The organism is Streptomyces sp. NPDC058751, assembly GCF_042746485.1.
Taxonomy (GTDB): Bacteria; Actinomycetota; Actinomycetes; order Streptomycetales; family Streptomycetaceae; genus Streptomyces.
The window spans coordinates 1-16,085 of sequence record NZ_JBHYPZ010000050.1; the positions used below are offsets into that span (position 1 = coordinate 1).

Sequence of the window (16,085 nt, forward strand, 5' to 3'; positions counted from 1 at the left end):
GCTCCAATACCGCCACGACGTCCTCGACGGCTGCCTCACCGGCACTGGCCTTCGCCGCCAGCTGCCATGACGACATCACGCTTTGAAGGTCAGTAACGCCCGGATTCCTCCGCTGCTCGCGTCCGGCGTTACACCGCCGTTAGGCCCCCTCGGCAGGCTCTTTCCCGGAAGCCCGAACGAGGAGCAGGAGGCGCAATGTCGCACAGCGCAGGAATTCGCAGGGGCCCGGGTTCGGTGTCCAGGGCGGTGAGGGCACGCGGCACCAAGACCGCAGCCGCGACGGCCGTCGCGGTCGCGATGGCCGCCGCGGCGGTGTTCGCCTCGGCCGGCAGTTCCGCAGCCGCGGCAGCACGCGACACGTCGCACGACACGGCACACGCGTCCACGGCGTCGGCGCAGTCGGCCCGCAGCACCCGGGTGCACGTCGTCAACGGCACCACCACGACCCTGTACCGCAACTACTCGTCGCTGTCGCACGGGGTCTGGGACGACGAGACACCGCCCGAGTCCATCGACGGCGGGAGCCAGGTCGTCTGGGGCTCCCATTCCTCCGGGGTGATGACGGGGACGGAAGGCGACGCCCGCTACTCCATCGGCAACGCCGGAGAGGTCTCCATCCACTGGAACAACCCCTACGTGGGCAGCAACAGCTACAGCTGTACGGCGCCCGCCGGCTACAGCTGCGCGCGCTCCGGCGGCAGCGGCGACAACGCGGACGTGTGGTTCACCATCAGCGGCGGCGGCCGCACCGCGGCCGCCGTGAACAGTGACCGGCGGTCGGCGTCCGCGGCGGCACGCAGCACGCACGTCACGCTGCAGAACCGTACGCCCAACGAGTTGCTGCGCACCTCGTCGAGCCTGGTGCACGGCACCTGGAGCGAGAACCTGATTCCCCCGGACCACGTGTACCCGATGTCCAACGCGACCTGGCAGTCGGAGTCGAACGGCTTCATGACGGGGACGGAGGGATCGGCCGTCTACAACATGCTCAACGTCGGTACCGTCCGCGTCTCCTGGAACAACCCCTACGTGGGCAGCAACGGATACTCCTGCGCGCCTCCCTCCGGGTACGTCTGCCGGCAGGACGGCGGCGGCGGTGACAACGCGGCCGTCACCTTCACCGTGCTGAAGGGCTGACGGCGCGCGCCGCCCTTTCCCGGCCGTCTCCGTCCACCGCATTCCCCTCCTTCGCAGCTTCTCCTGTCGTGCAGGAGAGAAGGGACGATGATGTCTCGTTACACCGCGGCACTGTCATGCGCCGCCGCCCTGGCCGTCCTCACGGCCGGCTCGGCCGCGGCACTGCCCGCCGACACCGCGCCGCCCGGTCCCGTGCCCGCGGCCGTCGCCATGCAGCCGAACACCTACGTGCTGGCCCCGCAGGACCAACCCGATCTGTGGCTCGGGGACATCGACTACTACGGCTTGGTCACCTGCAAGGCCAGCCGGCTCTGGTACGGAGAAGGGCGCGACAACGCCGTCTGGCAGATGACCAACAACAATGACGGTTCCGTGTCGCTGGTGAACATGGACTCCCACGGGAACCGGGAGCGTCTGCTCAGCAGGCGCGATGAAGTGCTCATCTCGGAGGGTACCGGCGACATCTTCAACTGGTTCAGGGTCGCCGGTCCGGCCGGGACCTTCGGGCTGAAGAACAAGGCGACGGGCCGTTACCTGGCGTTCAACGCCGCCGGCGCGGTTGTGGGGGCCGTCAACGCCTACTGGTGGTACATGGTCAACACGCAGCTGTAGCGCGTGAGTCCGGTCCGGTCCGGTGTCAGCCGGACCGGACCGAGCGGCGCGCGGCGCGGGCGAGGGGGAGGTAGCGCAGCCGCTCCGGGAGCAGCGGGAGGGTCCTGCGCACGACCGCCCCGAAGCGGCGCAGCCTGCGCTCGTCCCGGTCGCTCCACGCCAGGCCGAGCCGCTCCCGTGCCACGGGCGGCAGCAGTCCGGTCGTGACGAAGACGTTCAACCGCGACAGCGGCGGGCGCAGCAGGGGCCAGAGGCGGCGGAGCAGGGCGGGCGATCCGTCCGGCGGTGCGACGGGGCGGTGCGGGTCGAGGAGTTCCCGGACGACGGCCGTCGCCTCCAGTTCGTCGCGGACCATCGCGTCGAAGTACTGCCAGAACGCCTCCGGTGTGGGGGGCATGTCGCGGCGGTGTATGCCGAGTATGTCACCGAGCTGAAGGAGTTCCTCGTAGAGGCGGTGCTGCTCGTCCTCGTCCAGGGGACGGGAGAGGTAGTCCGCCGCCCGCAGGAAGACCGGGTAGGCGGTGGCGTGGACCCAGGCGTAGTAGGCCGGGGTCAGGGCGTGGTAGGCACGGCCGTTGTGGTCCGTGCCCGAGATCGACTTGTGCAGGCGCCGCAGCCGCCGTCCCTCCTCCAGGGCCTGCTCGCCGCCGTAGACCCACAGTTGCAGCGAGTGCAGCGAGCGTCGCGCGCGGCCCCAGGGGTCGGTGCGGAAGACCGAGTGGTCGTCGACGCCGGCACCGACGGCCGGGTGCGCGACCTGGAGCACCAGGGCGGCGGGCAGGGCGAACAGCATCCGTACGTCACCCGCGAGGTCCCACAGAAGAGAGCCCGGTGCGAACGGGACCGGTTCGGGCGGGGGCGTTCGAGTCGAGCCCCCGGGTCCGGACGTCTCCGACAGACCTGGCATGGTGCCCCCGTCCCCCGTTCCGTCCGGAGCGTCGACGTCCCCGGTGGACGGGCGAATAGCTTTCGTGGCTTCGACGCTCTCGACGATACGCCCCGCGTGTTCCGCCCTTTCGGCGGAGTCCGGCTCCGGGTCCCCTTCGTCGGCCGCCGGCACGGAACGCTCAGTCCTCGGCCGGCATCACCCGGGTCACCTTGCCCTTCAGGTCGGCGTCCAGATAGCCGGTGACGTGGTCGTCGGCGAGATAGACGGCCAGTCCCAGCGGGGTGTCGAACGTGTCGTCGGCGGGGCGGACCAGGACGTAACGCATCGTCGGCCGCTGTACGTTCAGGTCCTTCTCCGCCCGCTTCAGCAGGGCGGGAAGGACGTCCCAGTCGAAGTCGTCGAGACCGAAGGGGCGGTCGCCGCCGATGATGGCGCTGCTGATGATGCCCTTCTCGACGCCCCGGCCCGGGCGGTAGGTGTAGCTGTCGTACTTGGTGTCGCTGCCCTTGACCATGATGTCGGCGGAGACGTACGTCGGGTAGACGGTGAGGTCGCACGCCCGGTCCGTGCCGGTCGCGGCCTTGATCTCCTTCACCGCCTTCCGGATGCCGTCGGGGGTGAGCAGATCCGTCTTCGTGTCGGCCTGGGCCGCCGGGGCCGAGCGGGACGGTGTGGAAGCGGGGTCCGTCGTCCTGGTCGAGGTCGCGTCGGAGGAACCGGTGGGCTTACCGCTGTCCTTGTCGCCCCCGTCCGGCAGCTGGGTCCACACCAGGACTCCCGCCAGCACGGTCCCGACGACGGACGAGGCGATCGCCGTCCGCCTCTTCGCGCGGGCGCCCGGCCGCACCGGGGTCGGCCGTGTGGGGCCCGCCGGGTAGGGAGTCGGCGGGCCGAAGCCCGAGGCCGGTCCGAAGCCGGAAGGAGGTCCGAAACCGGCGGGCGGCCCGAAGCCGGCCGGCGGTCCGGACCCGGCCGGTGCGGAGGGTACGGGCGTCGGACCCGGCGGAGGCGCCAGCCTGTACGACGTGGCCCCGTCCGCCCCGGCGGGAGCACTTCCCGCCGGGGCACCGCCCTCGATCGCCTCGGCGAGCAGCCGGTCCGCGGTCCGCGCGTCCGCCCGGTCGGCCGGGTCCTTGACGAGCACCGCGTTCAGGAACCCGGTCAGTACTCCGGCCCGGGAGGGTGGCGGAAGCTGCTCGCTCAGCATCGCCGCGAGCGTCGCGAGGGTGGTTCCCCGGCGCAGCGGGTGGTGCCCCTCGACGGCGACGTACAGCATCATCGCCAGCGACCACAGGTCGGAGCCCGGGTCGCCCTCGCCTCCGGAGATGCGCTCGGGTGCCATGTAGTCGGGCGTGCCGATGATGGACCCGGTCGCGGTCAGGGCGGTCGAGTCCCTGATGGTCGCGATGCCGAAGTCGGTGAGGACCGGACGTCCGTCGGGCCGCAGCAGCACGTTGGCGGGTTTCACGTCCCGGTGCTGGATGCCTGCGTCGTGAGCGGCCCGTAGCGCGGCCAGGACCTCGCGCCCCAGCCGGGCGGCGTCGGCGGGTGCCATCGGCCCCTTCTCCAGCCGGTCCTGGAGCGATCCGCCGGTCACCAGTTCCATGACGAGCCACGGGTAGGTGTGCTCCCCGCCGTCCACCACGTGGTGGATGGTCACCACATTGGGGTGATCGACGCGAGCGAGCGCCCGTGCCTCGCGCAGCACCCGGGCCCGGAGCATCGCCGCTCCCTGCGGGTCGTACTCGGCGAGACCCGGATCGGGCGGCCGTACCTCCTTGAGCGCCACGGCCCGGTCGAGGACCAGATCGCGTGCACGCCACACCGTGCCCATGCCACCGCCACCGAGCCGCGCCTCCAGCTCGAAGCGCCCCTCTATGACCCGTCTGCCGGAATCACCCTCGTTCATGGCCGGAAGCCTACGAGATGGCGCTGACACGACCCCACGCAGGTGACCACAACACCCCGGTCCGCTATGTCTCCAGCGTCACCCACGTCCCCGACGCCGCCGAGCGTGTCATCGCGTCCAGTGCCGTCGCGCTGCGGACCGCGTCGGTCAGGGTGGCTCCGTACGGTCTGTCGTCGGCGATGGAACGCAGGAAGGCGTGCACCTCGATGACCTTGAGGTCGTCGTAGCCCATGCTGTTCGCCGCGCCCGGCTGGAAGGCCGCGTAGTCGCCGGCACCCGGACCGACGTACACGGTGCTGACCGGCTGGTCCTGGTACGACGTCCCCCGGCTGACGCCGAGTTCGCCCATCCGGCGGAAGTCCCAGAACAGCGCGCCCTCGGTGCCGTGGATCTCGAACCCGTAGCTGTTCTGCTCGCCCACCGAGACCCGGCACGCCTCCAGGACGCCGCGCGCACCGGAGGCGAAGCGCAGCAGGCAGCTGACGTAGTCCTCGTTCTCCACGGCGGCCGGCTCGCCGCCCGCGGCGCGCGTGTGACCCGCTGTCGCGCCGGCCGGGCGGGCCCGCAGCGGCACGAAGACCGCGGTGTCCGCCGTCAGCGCCTCGATCTCGCCCACCAGGAAACGGGCCAGGTCGACACCGTGCGAGGCCAGGTCGCCGAGGACGCCGCTGCCGCCCCGCTCCCGCTCGTAACGCCACGTCAGCGCGCCCTCCGGATGGGCCGCGTAGTCACTGAAGAGGCGGACGCGCACGTGTGTCACGTCACCGATGCCGCCGGAGGCGATCAGCTCGCGGGCCGCCACGACGGCGGGAGCTCCCCGGTAGTTGAAGCCGACCGCGCCCCGGACCCCGGCCTCGGCCACCGCGTCCGACACCGCCCGGGCGTCGTCGGCGGTCAGTCCCACCGGCTTCTCGATCCAGATGTGCTTGCCGGCCGCGGCCATGGCCACGCCGATCTCCCGGTGCAGGAAGTTCGGCGCGGTGACGCTCACGGCCTCGATGCGCGGATCGGCCGCGATCTCCCGCCAGTCACGGACGGCGGTGGCGAAGCCGTACCGCGCGGCGGCCTCCTCGGCCCGGCCGGGCACGTCGTCGGCGACGGCGACCGGTTCGGGGCGCAGGGCGAGTTCCGGGAAGTGGTGGAGAACGCGGGCGTACGCCTGCGTGTGCACCCGCCCCATCCAGCCGAACCCCACGACAGCGACACCGAGCACCCGCATCACGACCGCCCTCCTCAGCACCGGATCGCCACCGACCCGGTCCGGGACCAGGCTAATGCGCACAGGACGCGCCAATCGGCACAAGCCGCCTTCAGTGGGCGAGCGGTGCCCGCTGTTCCAGGATCCGCAGTGCCCGTTCGGCCCACTCGATGATCGCCTGCTCGAACGCGCGGCCGCCCATCAGCGTGAGATACGGGCCCACGCGCTCCGCCCCGGCCAGGTACTCGTCCTCGGTGCGCCCGTCGAGCAGGCGGGCGCCGATCCGCTCGTAGTGCGCCAGCTTGGCGCGCGACCACTCCAGCCGCTCGGCGATCGCCACCCGGACGGCGTCGGCGTCCCCCATGTCGAGCGCGTACACCTTGACCATCAGCTCGTCGCGGATCGCGGTGGGCTTCGCGGGCCCCGAGGTGAAGGACGCCAGCGCTTCGAGCCCCGCCGTGGTCAGCGAGAAGAGCCGCTTGTTGGGCCGGCGCTCCTGCTGCACCACCCGGGCCTCGATCAGCCCCTCGGACTCCATCCGGTCCAGTTCCCGGTAGAGCTGCTGCGGGGTCGCCATCCAGAAGTTGGCCACCGAGGCGTCGAACCCCTTGGCCAGGTCGTAGCCCGACGCCTCGCCCTCCAGGAGCGAGGCCAGTACCGCGTTGCGCAATGCCATCCCGCAAGGCTAGACGGCCCCCGCCCGCAGGACTAATCTTATCTGCACCTAATCAATTAATTGAGTAAGAAGGGTGGGCGCAAATGAACGCCTTCCGCAAGGCCGTGGAAGCCGGGGACCTCGACGCGGTCGAGGAGCTGCTGGCCGACGACGTCGTGTTCACCAGCCCCGTCGCCTTCAAGCCGTACCCGGGCAAGCCGATCACCGCCGCCATCCTGCGCGGCGTCTGGCGCGTCTTCAGCGACTTCCGCTACGTCCGTGAGATCGCCGGGGCCGACGGCCGCGACCACGCGCTGGTCTTCACGGCCAAGGTGGGCGACAAGGAGATCAACGGCTGCGACTTCCTGCACTTCGACGAGGAGGGGCGCATCGACGAACTCATGGTGATGGTGCGCCCGTTGTCCGCGGCGCAGGCGCTCTCCGAGGCCATGGGGGCGCAGTTCGAGCGGATCTCCCGGGAAGCGGCCGGCGCGTGAAGGCGCGGCCCCGAGCCGTTTGAACCGACTTCCTCCGGCTACACGCCTGTTGTGACGACGACGCCTTCACAGCAGGAGCTCTTCCGGTACCTGGAGGACCGCTTCGAGTGTGCCCGGGCCTGTGCCGAATGCGCCAGGACCGCCACGCTGCGCGCGAGCCTCATGGATCCCGACGGGCCGAAGCGGCAGGAGACGGCGCGGCGTTCGGGCATCCTCTGCGCGGAGGTCTGCGAGGCGACCTGCCATGTGCTGTCCCGTCATCCCGGGCTGAGCGACCGGGAGCTCCGCGTCCGGCTGGAGTGGTGCCGGGACGTCTGCCTGGAGTGTGCCGCGGCCTTCGACGGGTGTCCCGGGGCGGAGGCCGCCGCGCAGGTCTGCCGTGAATGCGCCCGCGCTTGCGCGGACTTCGTCGCCACGCTGCGGTGAAGCCCCGAGCGGTCCGGATCGAGCGGCCCGGATCGAGCCGCCCGGATCGGGTCACCCGGATCGATCCGTCCGGATCGGGTCGCCCCGGTGAGCGGTGAGCGGTGAGCGGTGGGCGGTGAGCGGTGGGCGGTGAGCGGCGAGCGGTCGGGCCGGTCAGGCCGGTCAGGCGAGCGGGCGTCCGGCGCGGACGTTCCAGCGGCCCGCGCGCCCGCTCAGCTCCGTGACGGTGAGCGGTGGCACGTCCACGCGCCAGAACGCCTGCTCCGGCGCCCCCAGCACCCGCACCACCAGGGCCCGTACGACCTCGGGCTCCACCACGGCGACGGTCCGGCCGCCGAAACCGGCCGCCGCGTCCAGGTGTTCGGCCACCCGGTCGCAGAACGCCCGCACCGACTCCCCGTCGTGCGGTGCCGACTCCGGATCGGCGAGCCAGCGCGCCACCGCCTCCGGCTCCTGCGCGCTCACCTCGGCCAGCGTCGCCCCGTGCCAGCGGCCCACGTCGAGAGGCGCCAACTCCGGCGCCTCGAGCGCGCCTTCCAGTCCGAGCGCCGCCGCCGTCTGCCGGCACCGCACGGTGGGGGAGACCCACAGGCGCCCGCCCGCCGGAACGCCGCCCGCGTCGGCCGCCGACCGCGCGGCCCGCAGGCCCGAGGCGTCCACCGGACTCCCGTCGTCGAAGCGGGCCTCTCGCAGCGCCTCGCTGGTCGCCGCGGAGATCAAGGTCACTCGGCTGGTCATGCCATCACTCTCATGTGTCGTGGACCCGGGCCGTGTTCCACGTTCCGGGCCCGTGCCTCGTCCGTCGTCCGTGACCCTGGGGCGCACGGAGTGCCGGAGTGCGCGCCCTTGGCCGGACCGCCGGCTTCGCGGTACGGTCACATGGATATTGACGACGGTTCGGCGGAAGCCCGGTGGAAATCCGGCACGGTCGCGCCACTGTAAGCCCGACGCACGCCACTCCGGCCGGGGGTGACGGAAGCGGGCGAGTCAGACCCGTGGCCGTCGTCCTGTGCACCACCGAGATGGGACGCGAGTTCCCCAGGAGGTTCTGCCCCATGGCGCAGTCCGTCGTCCAGCCGACCGTCACGCCCGCCGCCGTTCCCGAGAAGCTGCCGATCGGCGCGATCGCCCCCTGGGCGGCGTTCTTCGGCATCCTGATGCTGGTCCTGCTCTACTTCGTCGGCGCCGAACAGGGCGCCACCGCCCTCGTCTCCGGCGAGAACGTCCACGAATGGGTCCACGACGCCCGGCACCTGCTCGGGTTCCCCTGCCACTGACCGCGCCGGGGAACGTACGAGCCGCGACATCCGGCGGCCGGGAAACCGGCCGGCACGAGGGGGCGGTGCCCGGGAGACCGGTCACCGCCCCCTCGCGTGCGCCCGCACCCCACACCTCGCACCTTGCACCACGTACCTCGGCCCCGGTGTCCTTCCCGGTGCCGGCGTCATCGGCATTCCCAATTTCTGGAACACGTTCTACGGTGTGCGCCGTCAGGTCGGGCCCGGAGGCAGGAGGCGCCGTGCATCTCGAATACACGCCGGAGCAGCAGCGGCTGCGGACCGAACTTCGTCTCTACTTCGCCGAGTTGGTACCGGACAACGCCTACGCGCGCTACGCGGACCCGGCGGCGCAGAAGCGCTTCTACCGTGAGACGATCCGACGCCTCGGCGCGGACGGCTGGCTCGGGGTCGGCTGGCCCGAGGAGTACGGCGGGCGGGGGCTGACCCCGATGGAGCAGTTCATCTTCTTCGACGAGGCGGCCCAGGCCGGGGTGCCGCTGCCGCTGATGGCGCTCAACACCGTAGGGCCGACGATCATGCGGTTCGGTACGGAGGAGCAGAAGTCGTACTTCCTGCCGAGGATCCTCTCCGGCGAGATCGACTTCGCGATCGGCTACAGCGAACCCGGCGCCGGGACCGACCTCGCCGCGCTCCGGACCAGGGCCGTGCGGGAGGGCGACGAGGAGACCGGCCACTACACGGTCGACGGCCAGAAGATCTGGACGACCAACGGCGACACGGCCGACTGGGTGTGGCTCGCGGTCCGCACCGATCCGGACGCCCCGCCGCACAAGGGCATCACCATGCTCCTCGTACCGACCTCCGACCCCGGCTATTCGTGCACGGTCATCAACACGCTCGCCTCGCACGACACCACCGCCAGCTACTACGAGAACATCCGCGTCCCCGCCACCCGCCGGGTCGGCGGGGAGAACGAGGGCTGGCGGCTGATCACCAACCAGCTCAACCACGAGCGCGTCACCCTCGCCGCGCACGGCACCATGGCCATCCGCGCCCTGCACGACGTCCAGCGCTGGGCGACGGAGACCAAGCTCGCCGACGTCCCCCAGCCTTCGGCCGGGAGGTGCCCCCATCGCGTCGTCGACCTCCCCTGGGTGCGCCGCCTCCTCGCGCGCACGCACACCAGGCTGGACGCCATGAAACTCCTCAACTGGCGCATGGTGAACGCCGTCCAGGAGGGCACGCTCACCCCGCAGGACGCCTCCGCCGTCAAGGTGTACGGCTCCGAGGCGCGCCGGGACGCGTACGCCTGGCTGATGGAGATCGTCGCGGCCCCCGGTGCCCTCAAGGAGGGCTCCGCGGGCGCCGTCCTGCACGGCGAGCTCGAACGCGGCTACCGCTCGGCCGTGATCTTCACCTTCGGCGGCGGCAACAACGAGATCCAGCGGGAGATCATCTCGTGGATCGGCCTGGGGATGCCCCGGGTCCGGCGTTAGGGCCTGTGACCACAGACGTTAGTTGTCACATACCGAGGATAGTTGGCACCATGATCAATTGAGCTCTCCGGTGCGTTCCAGGCCTCGCTGGTCAGGTCTCGATGTCCACCTTGATCCGCAAGTGAGTCGCGCCGATCTCGCGCAGCAGGTGGTGCTCCACCAAGTGTTTGGAGACATCGGCGCGGAGCGGGTTCAGTTCCGTGCTCAGGGCTTCGCGGTCGGTCATGCTGGCGTCCAGCCGAGTGATCAAGGCAGCGGAATCCGCAGGTACCACCAACGAAGTTCGGTCTTTGAGATCTGGCGGGTGTTCTCGAGGAAGGCCGCCTCTCGTACGGGAGGCGGCCCGGAGCCAGGTCAGTAGTGAGTCTCTGCCGACGACCGGCGGGCGCGTCGGTGCTGCGGCCTCACGAAAGCCTTACCCCTGTCCTAGCGCGGTCCCCCGGCCACGGGTGACGTGGCGGGCCCAGGTTCCCGGTCCCTCGCTGTGGCCTGCTGGGGTACCTCAACTGCTTCTGGTTGCAGTGGCGATGTCCCGAAGAAGGCCTGGAAGACGGTGTCGAATTCGCAGGCCGTCGAATCCTTGAAGGCAGGCAGCCCACGGATGGCGTCGGCTGTCGTGTAGCGCTCACAGAAGGTACGGGCCCGGTCGTTCTTGTTGCTCGACTCGTTGACCTGGAGTTCGGGATAGTAGGCCTCGATCGCCCCACGCTCCCAGACATAGATGTCTTCGTGGCGAAGCATCTGCAGCAGTTCCAGTTTCATCTTCTCCAGCTCCGGGTCCCGGGCCTCTTCGAGGATCCGTCGGGCAGTGCCGGTGGTGGAGCGGGCGAAGAACGCTTTCACCGCTGTGTCTACTTCTTCGAACCCGCACAGGCCTTGTGCGTGCTCTTCGCTCTTGAGCTGTGCGTAGTCCCACAGAGCGCGTGCGCTACCGCTCTTGCTCAAGCTTTTGAGGGTGCTGGCGGAGACCTGCACGTCCTCGTCCTTCACCAGTTCGTTGACCTTGGAGACGACCCGGTCACGCAGCTGACGGGACTCGTCACTTGCGCCAAGTTTGTCGAACCCGTCGAGTACCGCGTCCAGGTCCGCGACGACCGCGACGCTCATCTCGAAGCGCTGGAAGAAGCTGCGGTACCGCTCGATGCTGCCTTTGCCTTCGACCTTGGCGATTGCAGCACCGTGCTTGTCGAAGTCCCACTGCGGGCTGAGGGTGCGCGCGATGTGAGGGATGAGAGTGCGGTCGCTCGGGCCTTCCACGAGGAGCACAGAGGTGGCGAAGAATGCTGCTTCGTTGTTCTCGTGGGTGATGATCTCGAACTGATCCCGGGCGTCCATGTCGGACAGGTCGATCACACAGGTTCGGCTGGCCGGCGGCTCCAGTGTATGGTCCTTGATGACCTTCACGAAGGTGCCGGTCGCCCCGGGCGCGCAGAAGGCCGAGGAGTGTGTGCTGACCAGCACGTCGTTGTAGCCGGAGAAGACGGTCAGGGCTTCGAAGAGCTTGCGCTGTGCTTGCGGATGGAGAAACACCTCAGGCTCCTCGAACAGCAGCAGCGAGGGTTGCTGAGCGCTGTCTGGCTGAGTCGGTTTCGTGGTCTTCAGATCCACGTAGGCGCGCAGGATCGCGAAGGCCACGGACCGACGCAGGCCGTCTCCCTTGGTCTTGAACGGGCCGCTGATGCCGTCGTTGACAGCGATCTGTGCCTCTTCCAGCAGGCTGCGCAGGCGGGGCGGAGGGATCTCCAGGCGAACGCTGGCACGGGGGAAGGACTCTTGGAGATTGCGCTGGATCAACGATTCGATCTCGCGCACTTCCGACAGACGATGGTCAGACTCGCTGCCGTCCGCCTGCGGTACGACGTTCAGTTGACTGCGAAGCTGTTCGAAGGATGCTTCCAGCTGCGGTAGTTGATGCTCGATGTCCTCGAAGAGGATGGACAGCAGACGTCCGAACGTTGCTGTCGAGCCGGTCTTGAGGTCGTCATTGAGTTCCTTTACGGCCGGGATGTAGATCGGTTCCGGCAAGAGAGGGGCCACCGACCTGTCCAAGCCAGTCATGAGGGGATCGTCGCCTGTGGTGTATTCGTCGCGCCCAAGAGTTGCGACACACTCGGACCATTCCCGCCTCACCGCCGCCCGGCTGACCTTTCCGAACAGTTTGGTGAAGATCTCTGGGTAGGTGTGTCGAACGTTCGCCTCAAGTTCTTCGGTAGAGATCTTCGGTTTGAGTACCTTTTCCAGCACTGCTTTGTGGAAGCGAGGGTCGCTGGGTACCTCCCGGACCACCCACATCGTGCCTTTGCCGGCTCCCTTGTACGTCCGCGCCAGGGTCAGGCGTCCGTCCGTAACCACGGGTTCGATGCGTGAGCGGTGGCTCTCCTCGAGGCGCTGCAGGTCTGCCGAACTGATGCCGGCGAAGGTGAGCTCGATGCGGATCGGCTGGGCCGGGTTCAGGAAATCAGTGTCGAGTGCAGAAGTCGAACGAAGGAACATATTGAGGGCTTGGAACACCGAGGACTTCCCTGCGTTGTTCTCGCCGATGAGGCAGCCGAATCGGGAGAACGGCATGTCCACGTGGCTCAGTCCGCGGAAATTGTCGATCTTGATGTGTTCGAGGCGCATGGTGCTCCAGAGAATGATCAACCGAGCGAACAGCGTAGAAGCTCACGTGGCACAGGCGCCGGGCTTGACCGAGATTGACTGATGAGTCGGCAGTGGAATGATCAATCCAGATGGCAAATCTGCGCTGAGATTCAGTTCTGCTGCGAACGCTCCGGCCGCTGGGTGAATCGGCGCGCAGCGTGTTGACGTGCCAGACCTGGCCTTCAGTTGGCTCGCCGGTGTCGCCGTCGAAGTTCCATGTGTCCAACACCCTCATAGGAATTACACGGGGTGCGGAGCGGGTCGTTGTCGTGGTCGCACGCCCAAGTGGGCCCGGTCTGCTCGTATGAGGGCGATGCCGCTAATCGATGTAGTGGTCTGCCTGGTAGGCCTGGCGGGTCGGCGCTACGCGCTGACTGGAGGCGCCTGGCCGAGATCGGACCTGTCTGACCCCCTGGGCTCTGGGTGGGGCGCTGAACGTTTGAGTCGGTCCTGCATTCATCGGCGTTGCTCTCGGGCGAGTTGAGCAAGAAGACGTGAGTTTAGGCGCCACTTACTCGGTAACACGCGGCCGCCAGTGGATCTCACCGGCGTCATCGTCGCAGTGCCACGCTTCCAGGACCTTCGTACGGATGAGCCGGTCGAAGAGGTCGTCCAGTTGGGACTGCGACAGGCCGCACAGGTGGGTGAGGGTTTCGGCGTCGGCGCGTCCGGCGTCGGGCTCGGTGTGCGCGGCGAGCACCAGGGCGGTCAGGCGCAGAGCTGATGGTGCGGCTCGGGCAACGGCCAGAGGTACCGGGTGCAGAGCCCAGTGCGCGGCTCTGGCCCGGTTCGTCCGGGCAGGTGTTGGCATGAGGGTGTCTGTATCGAGCAGTTGCGCTTCTACGCCGCCCTGGCCCTTGCCCGTTCCCGTCGGTCGGCAGCGCAACCACCCTGCGTGCTCGAGTTCCTGCCAAGGCACGGCGTGGCCGGCGAGACGCATTCCACGTAGGAGCCCGCCGGGCAGGTGCACCTGCCCGTGACGATCGGCGCGCAGCGCGCACTGCAGCGCGATCAGTCGGGCTGTCGAGGAGGAGAAGCGGGGCAGTACGGTCGCGAGTCGGTTGAGCGTCTCCCGTACATGCCTGCGTTCTTCGTGCCCATGAGGCCGACTTCCTCGACGTCGCACGCGCGGAGGAGCAGATGGGCAAGCCGTCAAGGTATCCGGAACCGCTGCCGCGTAAGGAACTGCTCCTGCGCAGGCGGAGCACATGTCCGCCAGGCGCCAGATCCGGCCGCCCTGCTCGCGCATGAGCACCAGGAGCAGGGCACCGGCGCACGCCTGCTGACGAGGGTGCCAACGGCAACCGCGTTCCCGGCACTGGCACGTGCGGAAATGAGGCGCAAGTACATCACGGCGGGCATGCTCGGCCAGATGAGCAACAACGGCTGACCGTGCGGACGAGGCCTCCAGAGGCTGGCTCACCGGTGGGCACAGGGGGCAGATCAGCTCCGGTCCGCTCGTTCGTGGCCGCAATTCGACCGTCCAGACACGCCGCACCGCCGTGTGCGTTGTGCAGAGCCTCATCGGGCACGTGCTCCTCCCGCCTCATCCGCGCCGATGCGCGCCTCGCGCAGGTGATCGGAAGCGGCTAACGGCCGCACGATAGTGCAGACCTCTGCCCACCCATCTGGGCGACCAGGTGAAAATAGGGCAGAGATCTGCACTGACAGGGCAGGGGGCTGCACCGTCGGATTGTCGAGTGACGATCTTCCCGCCCGATCCGAATCTCGACGCGTTGCGCCTGGAGCTCGCGCGTCTGCGGGCGGCGCGCGGTTGGAGCTACGACGAACTCGCAGCCCGCAGCGGCCTGGCCAGGCGCACGCTCATCGAGATCGAGCAAGGCCGCACCATCGGCACCTTGAAGACCTGGCATGCCCTCGCTCACGCCTTGAGTGCGCCGGTCGAGGAGCTCTTCGGATTCCTCTGCCAGGGGCACGAACCGCCTGAGGGTGCGGACGTCTGACGCCTGCGAAAAGGCCGTCACTCATCACCCGAACCGGCGACGCCGGAGTGAACATGTGAACGGACACTCGCACATCCGTCTTCACGAATGGGGCCGACTGGGGGACTCTTGCGTCACCGACGCTGTCCGCCCGGCGTGTCGTCCGCCATCTTCGTGCCCATGCGCTCCACACCCCCACCATCAGGACGGCACTGGGACGGAACTCCCGTCACCGTCCACGCGCGGCGCTCCCTTCGCGTAGCTCCCGACAGCGTCACCCGGCTCCTCCGCTTCGGTCAGAGCGACCGCTGCCGCGACTGCGGCAACCGGTTCGAGTGGTACCACGGCATCAATCAGCGGCCCGTGCGGCTGCATCCCCACGAACTGCCGGTCGCCGCAGTGCCCGCCTCCTGCCGCTGGCACGTCAGCTCCGGTGTCGCCCACCCCGCGGGCGACGGCAGCGGCTGGTGTCGCCTGGAGCACGCCGCGCTCTGCCCCGCTCACTGCGCATCGCCGTCCGTGCCCGAACTGGCGGGACTGCGCCGCCGCCTGGCGATCAACACCCGCCGCATGATCGATGCCGGAGCCTTCGCCCCTCCTTCCGCGCCGCAGGAAGGCGAGGCGATGCCGTCGGGAGTCTGCCGCCCCGCCAGGCCTGTCGTGGAACTCCTGTACGTCCGCTACCTTGCCTCCAGCCCTGTCGACGAGATCCAGTGCGTCGCCCAGACGCGGCGCCGCCGCCGCTGCTCCAGCACGCTACTCACCCATGAGACCCCAGCAGGCGCCTGGCGCCTGGTGCCCGCTACCGCTGCGGCCGGTCAACTCGCTCTGCCCAACGCGATGATGGCCGTGTACGACCTGACACGCCTGCCCTACGCCGAGCAACTGCGCTGGCGCACGCAGCGCTGCCCGCAGCACGCCGCCACGCCCTCCGCCGCGGATCTGGCTGTCGCCGACTGGGAACCCTTCGACCCGCTCATCCACCACGAGCACATCCACACCCGGCTACCTGACCGCATCCGGCGCCCCGGCCCAGCAGAGCGCGGACGGAAGGCAGCCCGGCCGTGACACGGCACCACGCCATCGAGATCACCCTGACCCGGCCCGCCACCGCCGCCGAACTGCACCGCGCCCGCCGCGCCGTGCCGCTGGCTACCAACGCGGAGCGCACCCGGCTGATGACCGTACAACGGGCCAAGAATCCCAGCCGCGCCCTACGGACGCTGCGCCACCAGCTCGACGCGGTGCTACCCATTGACGTCCTGACCACGCACTACCCGGACCAGCACGGTCAGATCCGGCTCAACCTCCATGTACCACCGAACCGGTAATGCCCCTACGGTGCTCCACAGAGTCGACCGCCGGCACGATCCCCTTCCCCAATTCGCGGAGTCCCTGTTGCCCACCCCGACCGACGAACAGATCGATGCAGCAGACGC

At 69.2% G+C, this 16,085-nt stretch carries 17 protein-coding genes and 1 riboswitch; of the genes, 9 read left to right on the plus strand and 8 right to left on the minus strand.

Features of this window, described 5'->3' with window-relative positions:
* Positions 1–195: 195 nt before the first annotated feature.
* Positions 196–1,137 carry an aegerolysin family protein gene (locus tag ACFW6B_RS34315; RefSeq protein WP_386602431.1) on the plus strand — a complete coding sequence of 314 codons (942 nt, stop codon included), beginning with the start codon at positions 196–198 and terminating at the stop codon, positions 1,135–1,137.
* Positions 1,138–1,224: 87 nt separating this feature from the next.
* Positions 1,225–1,749, plus strand: coding sequence for a hypothetical protein (locus ACFW6B_RS34320; RefSeq protein WP_386602433.1), 525 nt, complete (start codon positions 1,225–1,227; stop codon positions 1,747–1,749).
* 25 nt (positions 1,750–1,774) lie between these two features.
* On the opposite strand, the gene ACFW6B_RS34325 is transcribed toward ACFW6B_RS34320, so the two are convergent.
* The 4 genes from ACFW6B_RS34325 to ACFW6B_RS34340 form a co-directional block, all read right to left on the minus strand.
* Positions 1,775–2,656 carry an oxygenase MpaB family protein gene (locus tag ACFW6B_RS34325; protein ID WP_386602434.1) on the minus strand — a complete coding sequence of 294 codons (882 nt, stop codon included), beginning with the start codon at positions 2,654–2,656 and terminating at the stop codon, positions 1,775–1,777.
* A gap of 160 nt (positions 2,657–2,816) precedes the next feature.
* The gene (locus ACFW6B_RS34330) at positions 2,817–4,547 is read right to left on the minus strand and encodes a protein kinase (RefSeq protein ID WP_386602436.1); all 1,731 of its coding nucleotides are present in this window, start codon (positions 4,545–4,547) and stop codon (positions 2,817–2,819) included.
* A 64-nt stretch (positions 4,548–4,611) separates the two neighbouring features.
* The gene (locus tag ACFW6B_RS34335; RefSeq protein WP_386602438.1) at positions 4,612–5,769 is read right to left on the minus strand and encodes a Gfo/Idh/MocA family protein; all 1,158 of its coding nucleotides are present in this window, start codon (positions 5,767–5,769) and stop codon (positions 4,612–4,614) included.
* A gap of 88 nt (positions 5,770–5,857) precedes the next feature.
* Positions 5,858–6,421 carry a PadR family transcriptional regulator gene (locus tag ACFW6B_RS34340; protein WP_386602440.1) on the minus strand — a complete coding sequence of 188 codons (564 nt, stop codon included), beginning with the start codon at positions 6,419–6,421 and terminating at the stop codon, positions 5,858–5,860.
* A gap of 83 nt (positions 6,422–6,504) precedes the next feature.
* On the opposite strand from ACFW6B_RS34340, the gene ACFW6B_RS34345 reads away from it, so the two are divergent.
* Together ACFW6B_RS34345 and ACFW6B_RS34350 are read left to right on the plus strand one after the other, a co-directional pair.
* Positions 6,505–6,897, plus strand: a complete 393-nt coding sequence (locus ACFW6B_RS34345; protein ID WP_386602442.1) for a nuclear transport factor 2 family protein — start codon at positions 6,505–6,507, stop codon at positions 6,895–6,897.
* A gap of 51 nt (positions 6,898–6,948) precedes the next feature.
* Positions 6,949–7,323: a ferredoxin gene (locus tag ACFW6B_RS34350; protein WP_386602444.1), complete on the plus strand. Its 375-nt coding sequence runs from the start codon at positions 6,949–6,951 to the stop codon at positions 7,321–7,323.
* A 162-nt stretch (positions 7,324–7,485) separates the two neighbouring features.
* Here ACFW6B_RS34350 and ACFW6B_RS34355 read toward each other — a convergent pair whose 3' ends face one another.
* The gene (locus tag ACFW6B_RS34355) at positions 7,486–8,061 is read right to left on the minus strand and encodes a histidine phosphatase family protein (RefSeq protein ID WP_386602446.1); all 576 of its coding nucleotides are present in this window, start codon (positions 8,059–8,061) and stop codon (positions 7,486–7,488) included.
* A gap of 138 nt (positions 8,062–8,199) precedes the next feature.
* Positions 8,200–8,342: riboswitch (cobalamin riboswitch) on the plus strand.
* Positions 8,343–8,378: 36 nt separating this feature from the next.
* Here ACFW6B_RS34355 and ACFW6B_RS34360 point away from each other — a divergent pair.
* Positions 8,379–8,600 carry a CbtB-domain containing protein gene (locus ACFW6B_RS34360; protein ID WP_386602448.1) on the plus strand — a complete coding sequence of 74 codons (222 nt, stop codon included), beginning with the start codon at positions 8,379–8,381 and terminating at the stop codon, positions 8,598–8,600.
* A 242-nt stretch (positions 8,601–8,842) separates the two neighbouring features.
* Positions 8,843–10,060: an acyl-CoA dehydrogenase family protein gene (locus ACFW6B_RS34365; RefSeq protein WP_386602450.1), complete on the plus strand. Its 1,218-nt coding sequence runs from the start codon at positions 8,843–8,845 to the stop codon at positions 10,058–10,060.
* 91 nt (positions 10,061–10,151) lie between these two features.
* Here the strand turns inward: ACFW6B_RS34365 and ACFW6B_RS34370 are convergent, their stop codons facing one another.
* The 3 genes from ACFW6B_RS34370 to ACFW6B_RS34380 form a co-directional block, all read right to left on the minus strand.
* A complete protein-coding gene (locus ACFW6B_RS34370; RefSeq protein ID WP_386602451.1) occupies positions 10,152–10,286 on the minus strand; it encodes a hypothetical protein in 135 nt (44 codons plus the stop codon).
* 200 nt (positions 10,287–10,486) lie between these two features.
* Entirely contained in the window at positions 10,487–12,703 is a 2,217-nt protein-coding gene (locus ACFW6B_RS34375; RefSeq protein WP_386602453.1) for an ATP-dependent endonuclease, read from the minus strand.
* Positions 12,704–13,214: 511 nt separating this feature from the next.
* Positions 13,215–13,514, minus strand: a complete 300-nt coding sequence (locus ACFW6B_RS34380; protein WP_386602455.1) for a hypothetical protein — start codon at positions 13,512–13,514, stop codon at positions 13,215–13,217.
* A gap of 889 nt (positions 13,515–14,403) precedes the next feature.
* Here ACFW6B_RS34380 and ACFW6B_RS34385 point away from each other — a divergent pair.
* The 3 genes from ACFW6B_RS34385 to ACFW6B_RS34395 all read left to right on the plus strand — a co-directional run bounded on the left by ACFW6B_RS34385 (position 14,404) and on the right by ACFW6B_RS34395 (position 15,977).
* On the plus strand, positions 14,404–14,667 hold the full coding sequence (locus ACFW6B_RS34385; RefSeq protein ID WP_386602457.1) for a helix-turn-helix transcriptional regulator: 264 nt from the start codon (positions 14,404–14,406) through the stop codon (positions 14,665–14,667).
* A gap of 159 nt (positions 14,668–14,826) precedes the next feature.
* Positions 14,827–15,714 carry a DUF6083 domain-containing protein gene (locus tag ACFW6B_RS34390; protein WP_386602459.1) on the plus strand — a complete coding sequence of 296 codons (888 nt, stop codon included), beginning with the start codon at positions 14,827–14,829 and terminating at the stop codon, positions 15,712–15,714.
* Complete coding sequence (locus ACFW6B_RS34395; RefSeq protein WP_386602462.1) at positions 15,711–15,977, plus strand: hypothetical protein; 267 nt, start codon at positions 15,711–15,713, stop codon at positions 15,975–15,977. Before ACFW6B_RS34390 ends, ACFW6B_RS34395 begins: the two co-directional genes overlap by 4 nt.
* Positions 15,978–16,085: the final 108 nt, after the last annotated feature.

Coding starts and splice junctions, on each gene's coding strand:
- ACFW6B_RS34355 (WP_386602446.1), bottom strand. CDS start 8,061: ATGACCAGCCGAGTGACCTTGATCTCCGCGGCGACCAGCGAGGCGCTG.
- ACFW6B_RS34320 (WP_386602433.1), top strand. CDS start 1,225: ATGATGTCTCGTTACACCGCGGCACTGTCATGCGCCGCCGCCCTGGCC.
- ACFW6B_RS34380 (WP_386602455.1), bottom strand. CDS start 13,514: ATGCCAACACCTGCCCGGACGAACCGGGCCAGAGCCGCGCACTGGGCT.
- ACFW6B_RS34315 (WP_386602431.1), top strand. CDS start 196: ATGTCGCACAGCGCAGGAATTCGCAGGGGCCCGGGTTCGGTGTCCAGG.
- ACFW6B_RS34325 (WP_386602434.1), bottom strand. CDS start 2,656: ATGCCAGGTCTGTCGGAGACGTCCGGACCCGGGGGCTCGACTCGAACG.
- ACFW6B_RS34370 (WP_386602451.1), bottom strand. CDS start 10,286: ATGACCGACCGCGAAGCCCTGAGCACGGAACTGAACCCGCTCCGCGCC.
- ACFW6B_RS34360 (WP_386602448.1), top strand. CDS start 8,379: ATGGCGCAGTCCGTCGTCCAGCCGACCGTCACGCCCGCCGCCGTTCCC.
- ACFW6B_RS34340 (WP_386602440.1), bottom strand. CDS start 6,421: ATGGCATTGCGCAACGCGGTACTGGCCTCGCTCCTGGAGGGCGAGGCG.
- ACFW6B_RS34330 (WP_386602436.1), bottom strand. CDS start 4,547: ATGAACGAGGGTGATTCCGGCAGACGGGTCATAGAGGGGCGCTTCGAG.
- ACFW6B_RS34345 (WP_386602442.1), top strand. CDS start 6,505: ATGAACGCCTTCCGCAAGGCCGTGGAAGCCGGGGACCTCGACGCGGTC.
- ACFW6B_RS34390 (WP_386602459.1), top strand. CDS start 14,827: ATGCGCTCCACACCCCCACCATCAGGACGGCACTGGGACGGAACTCCC.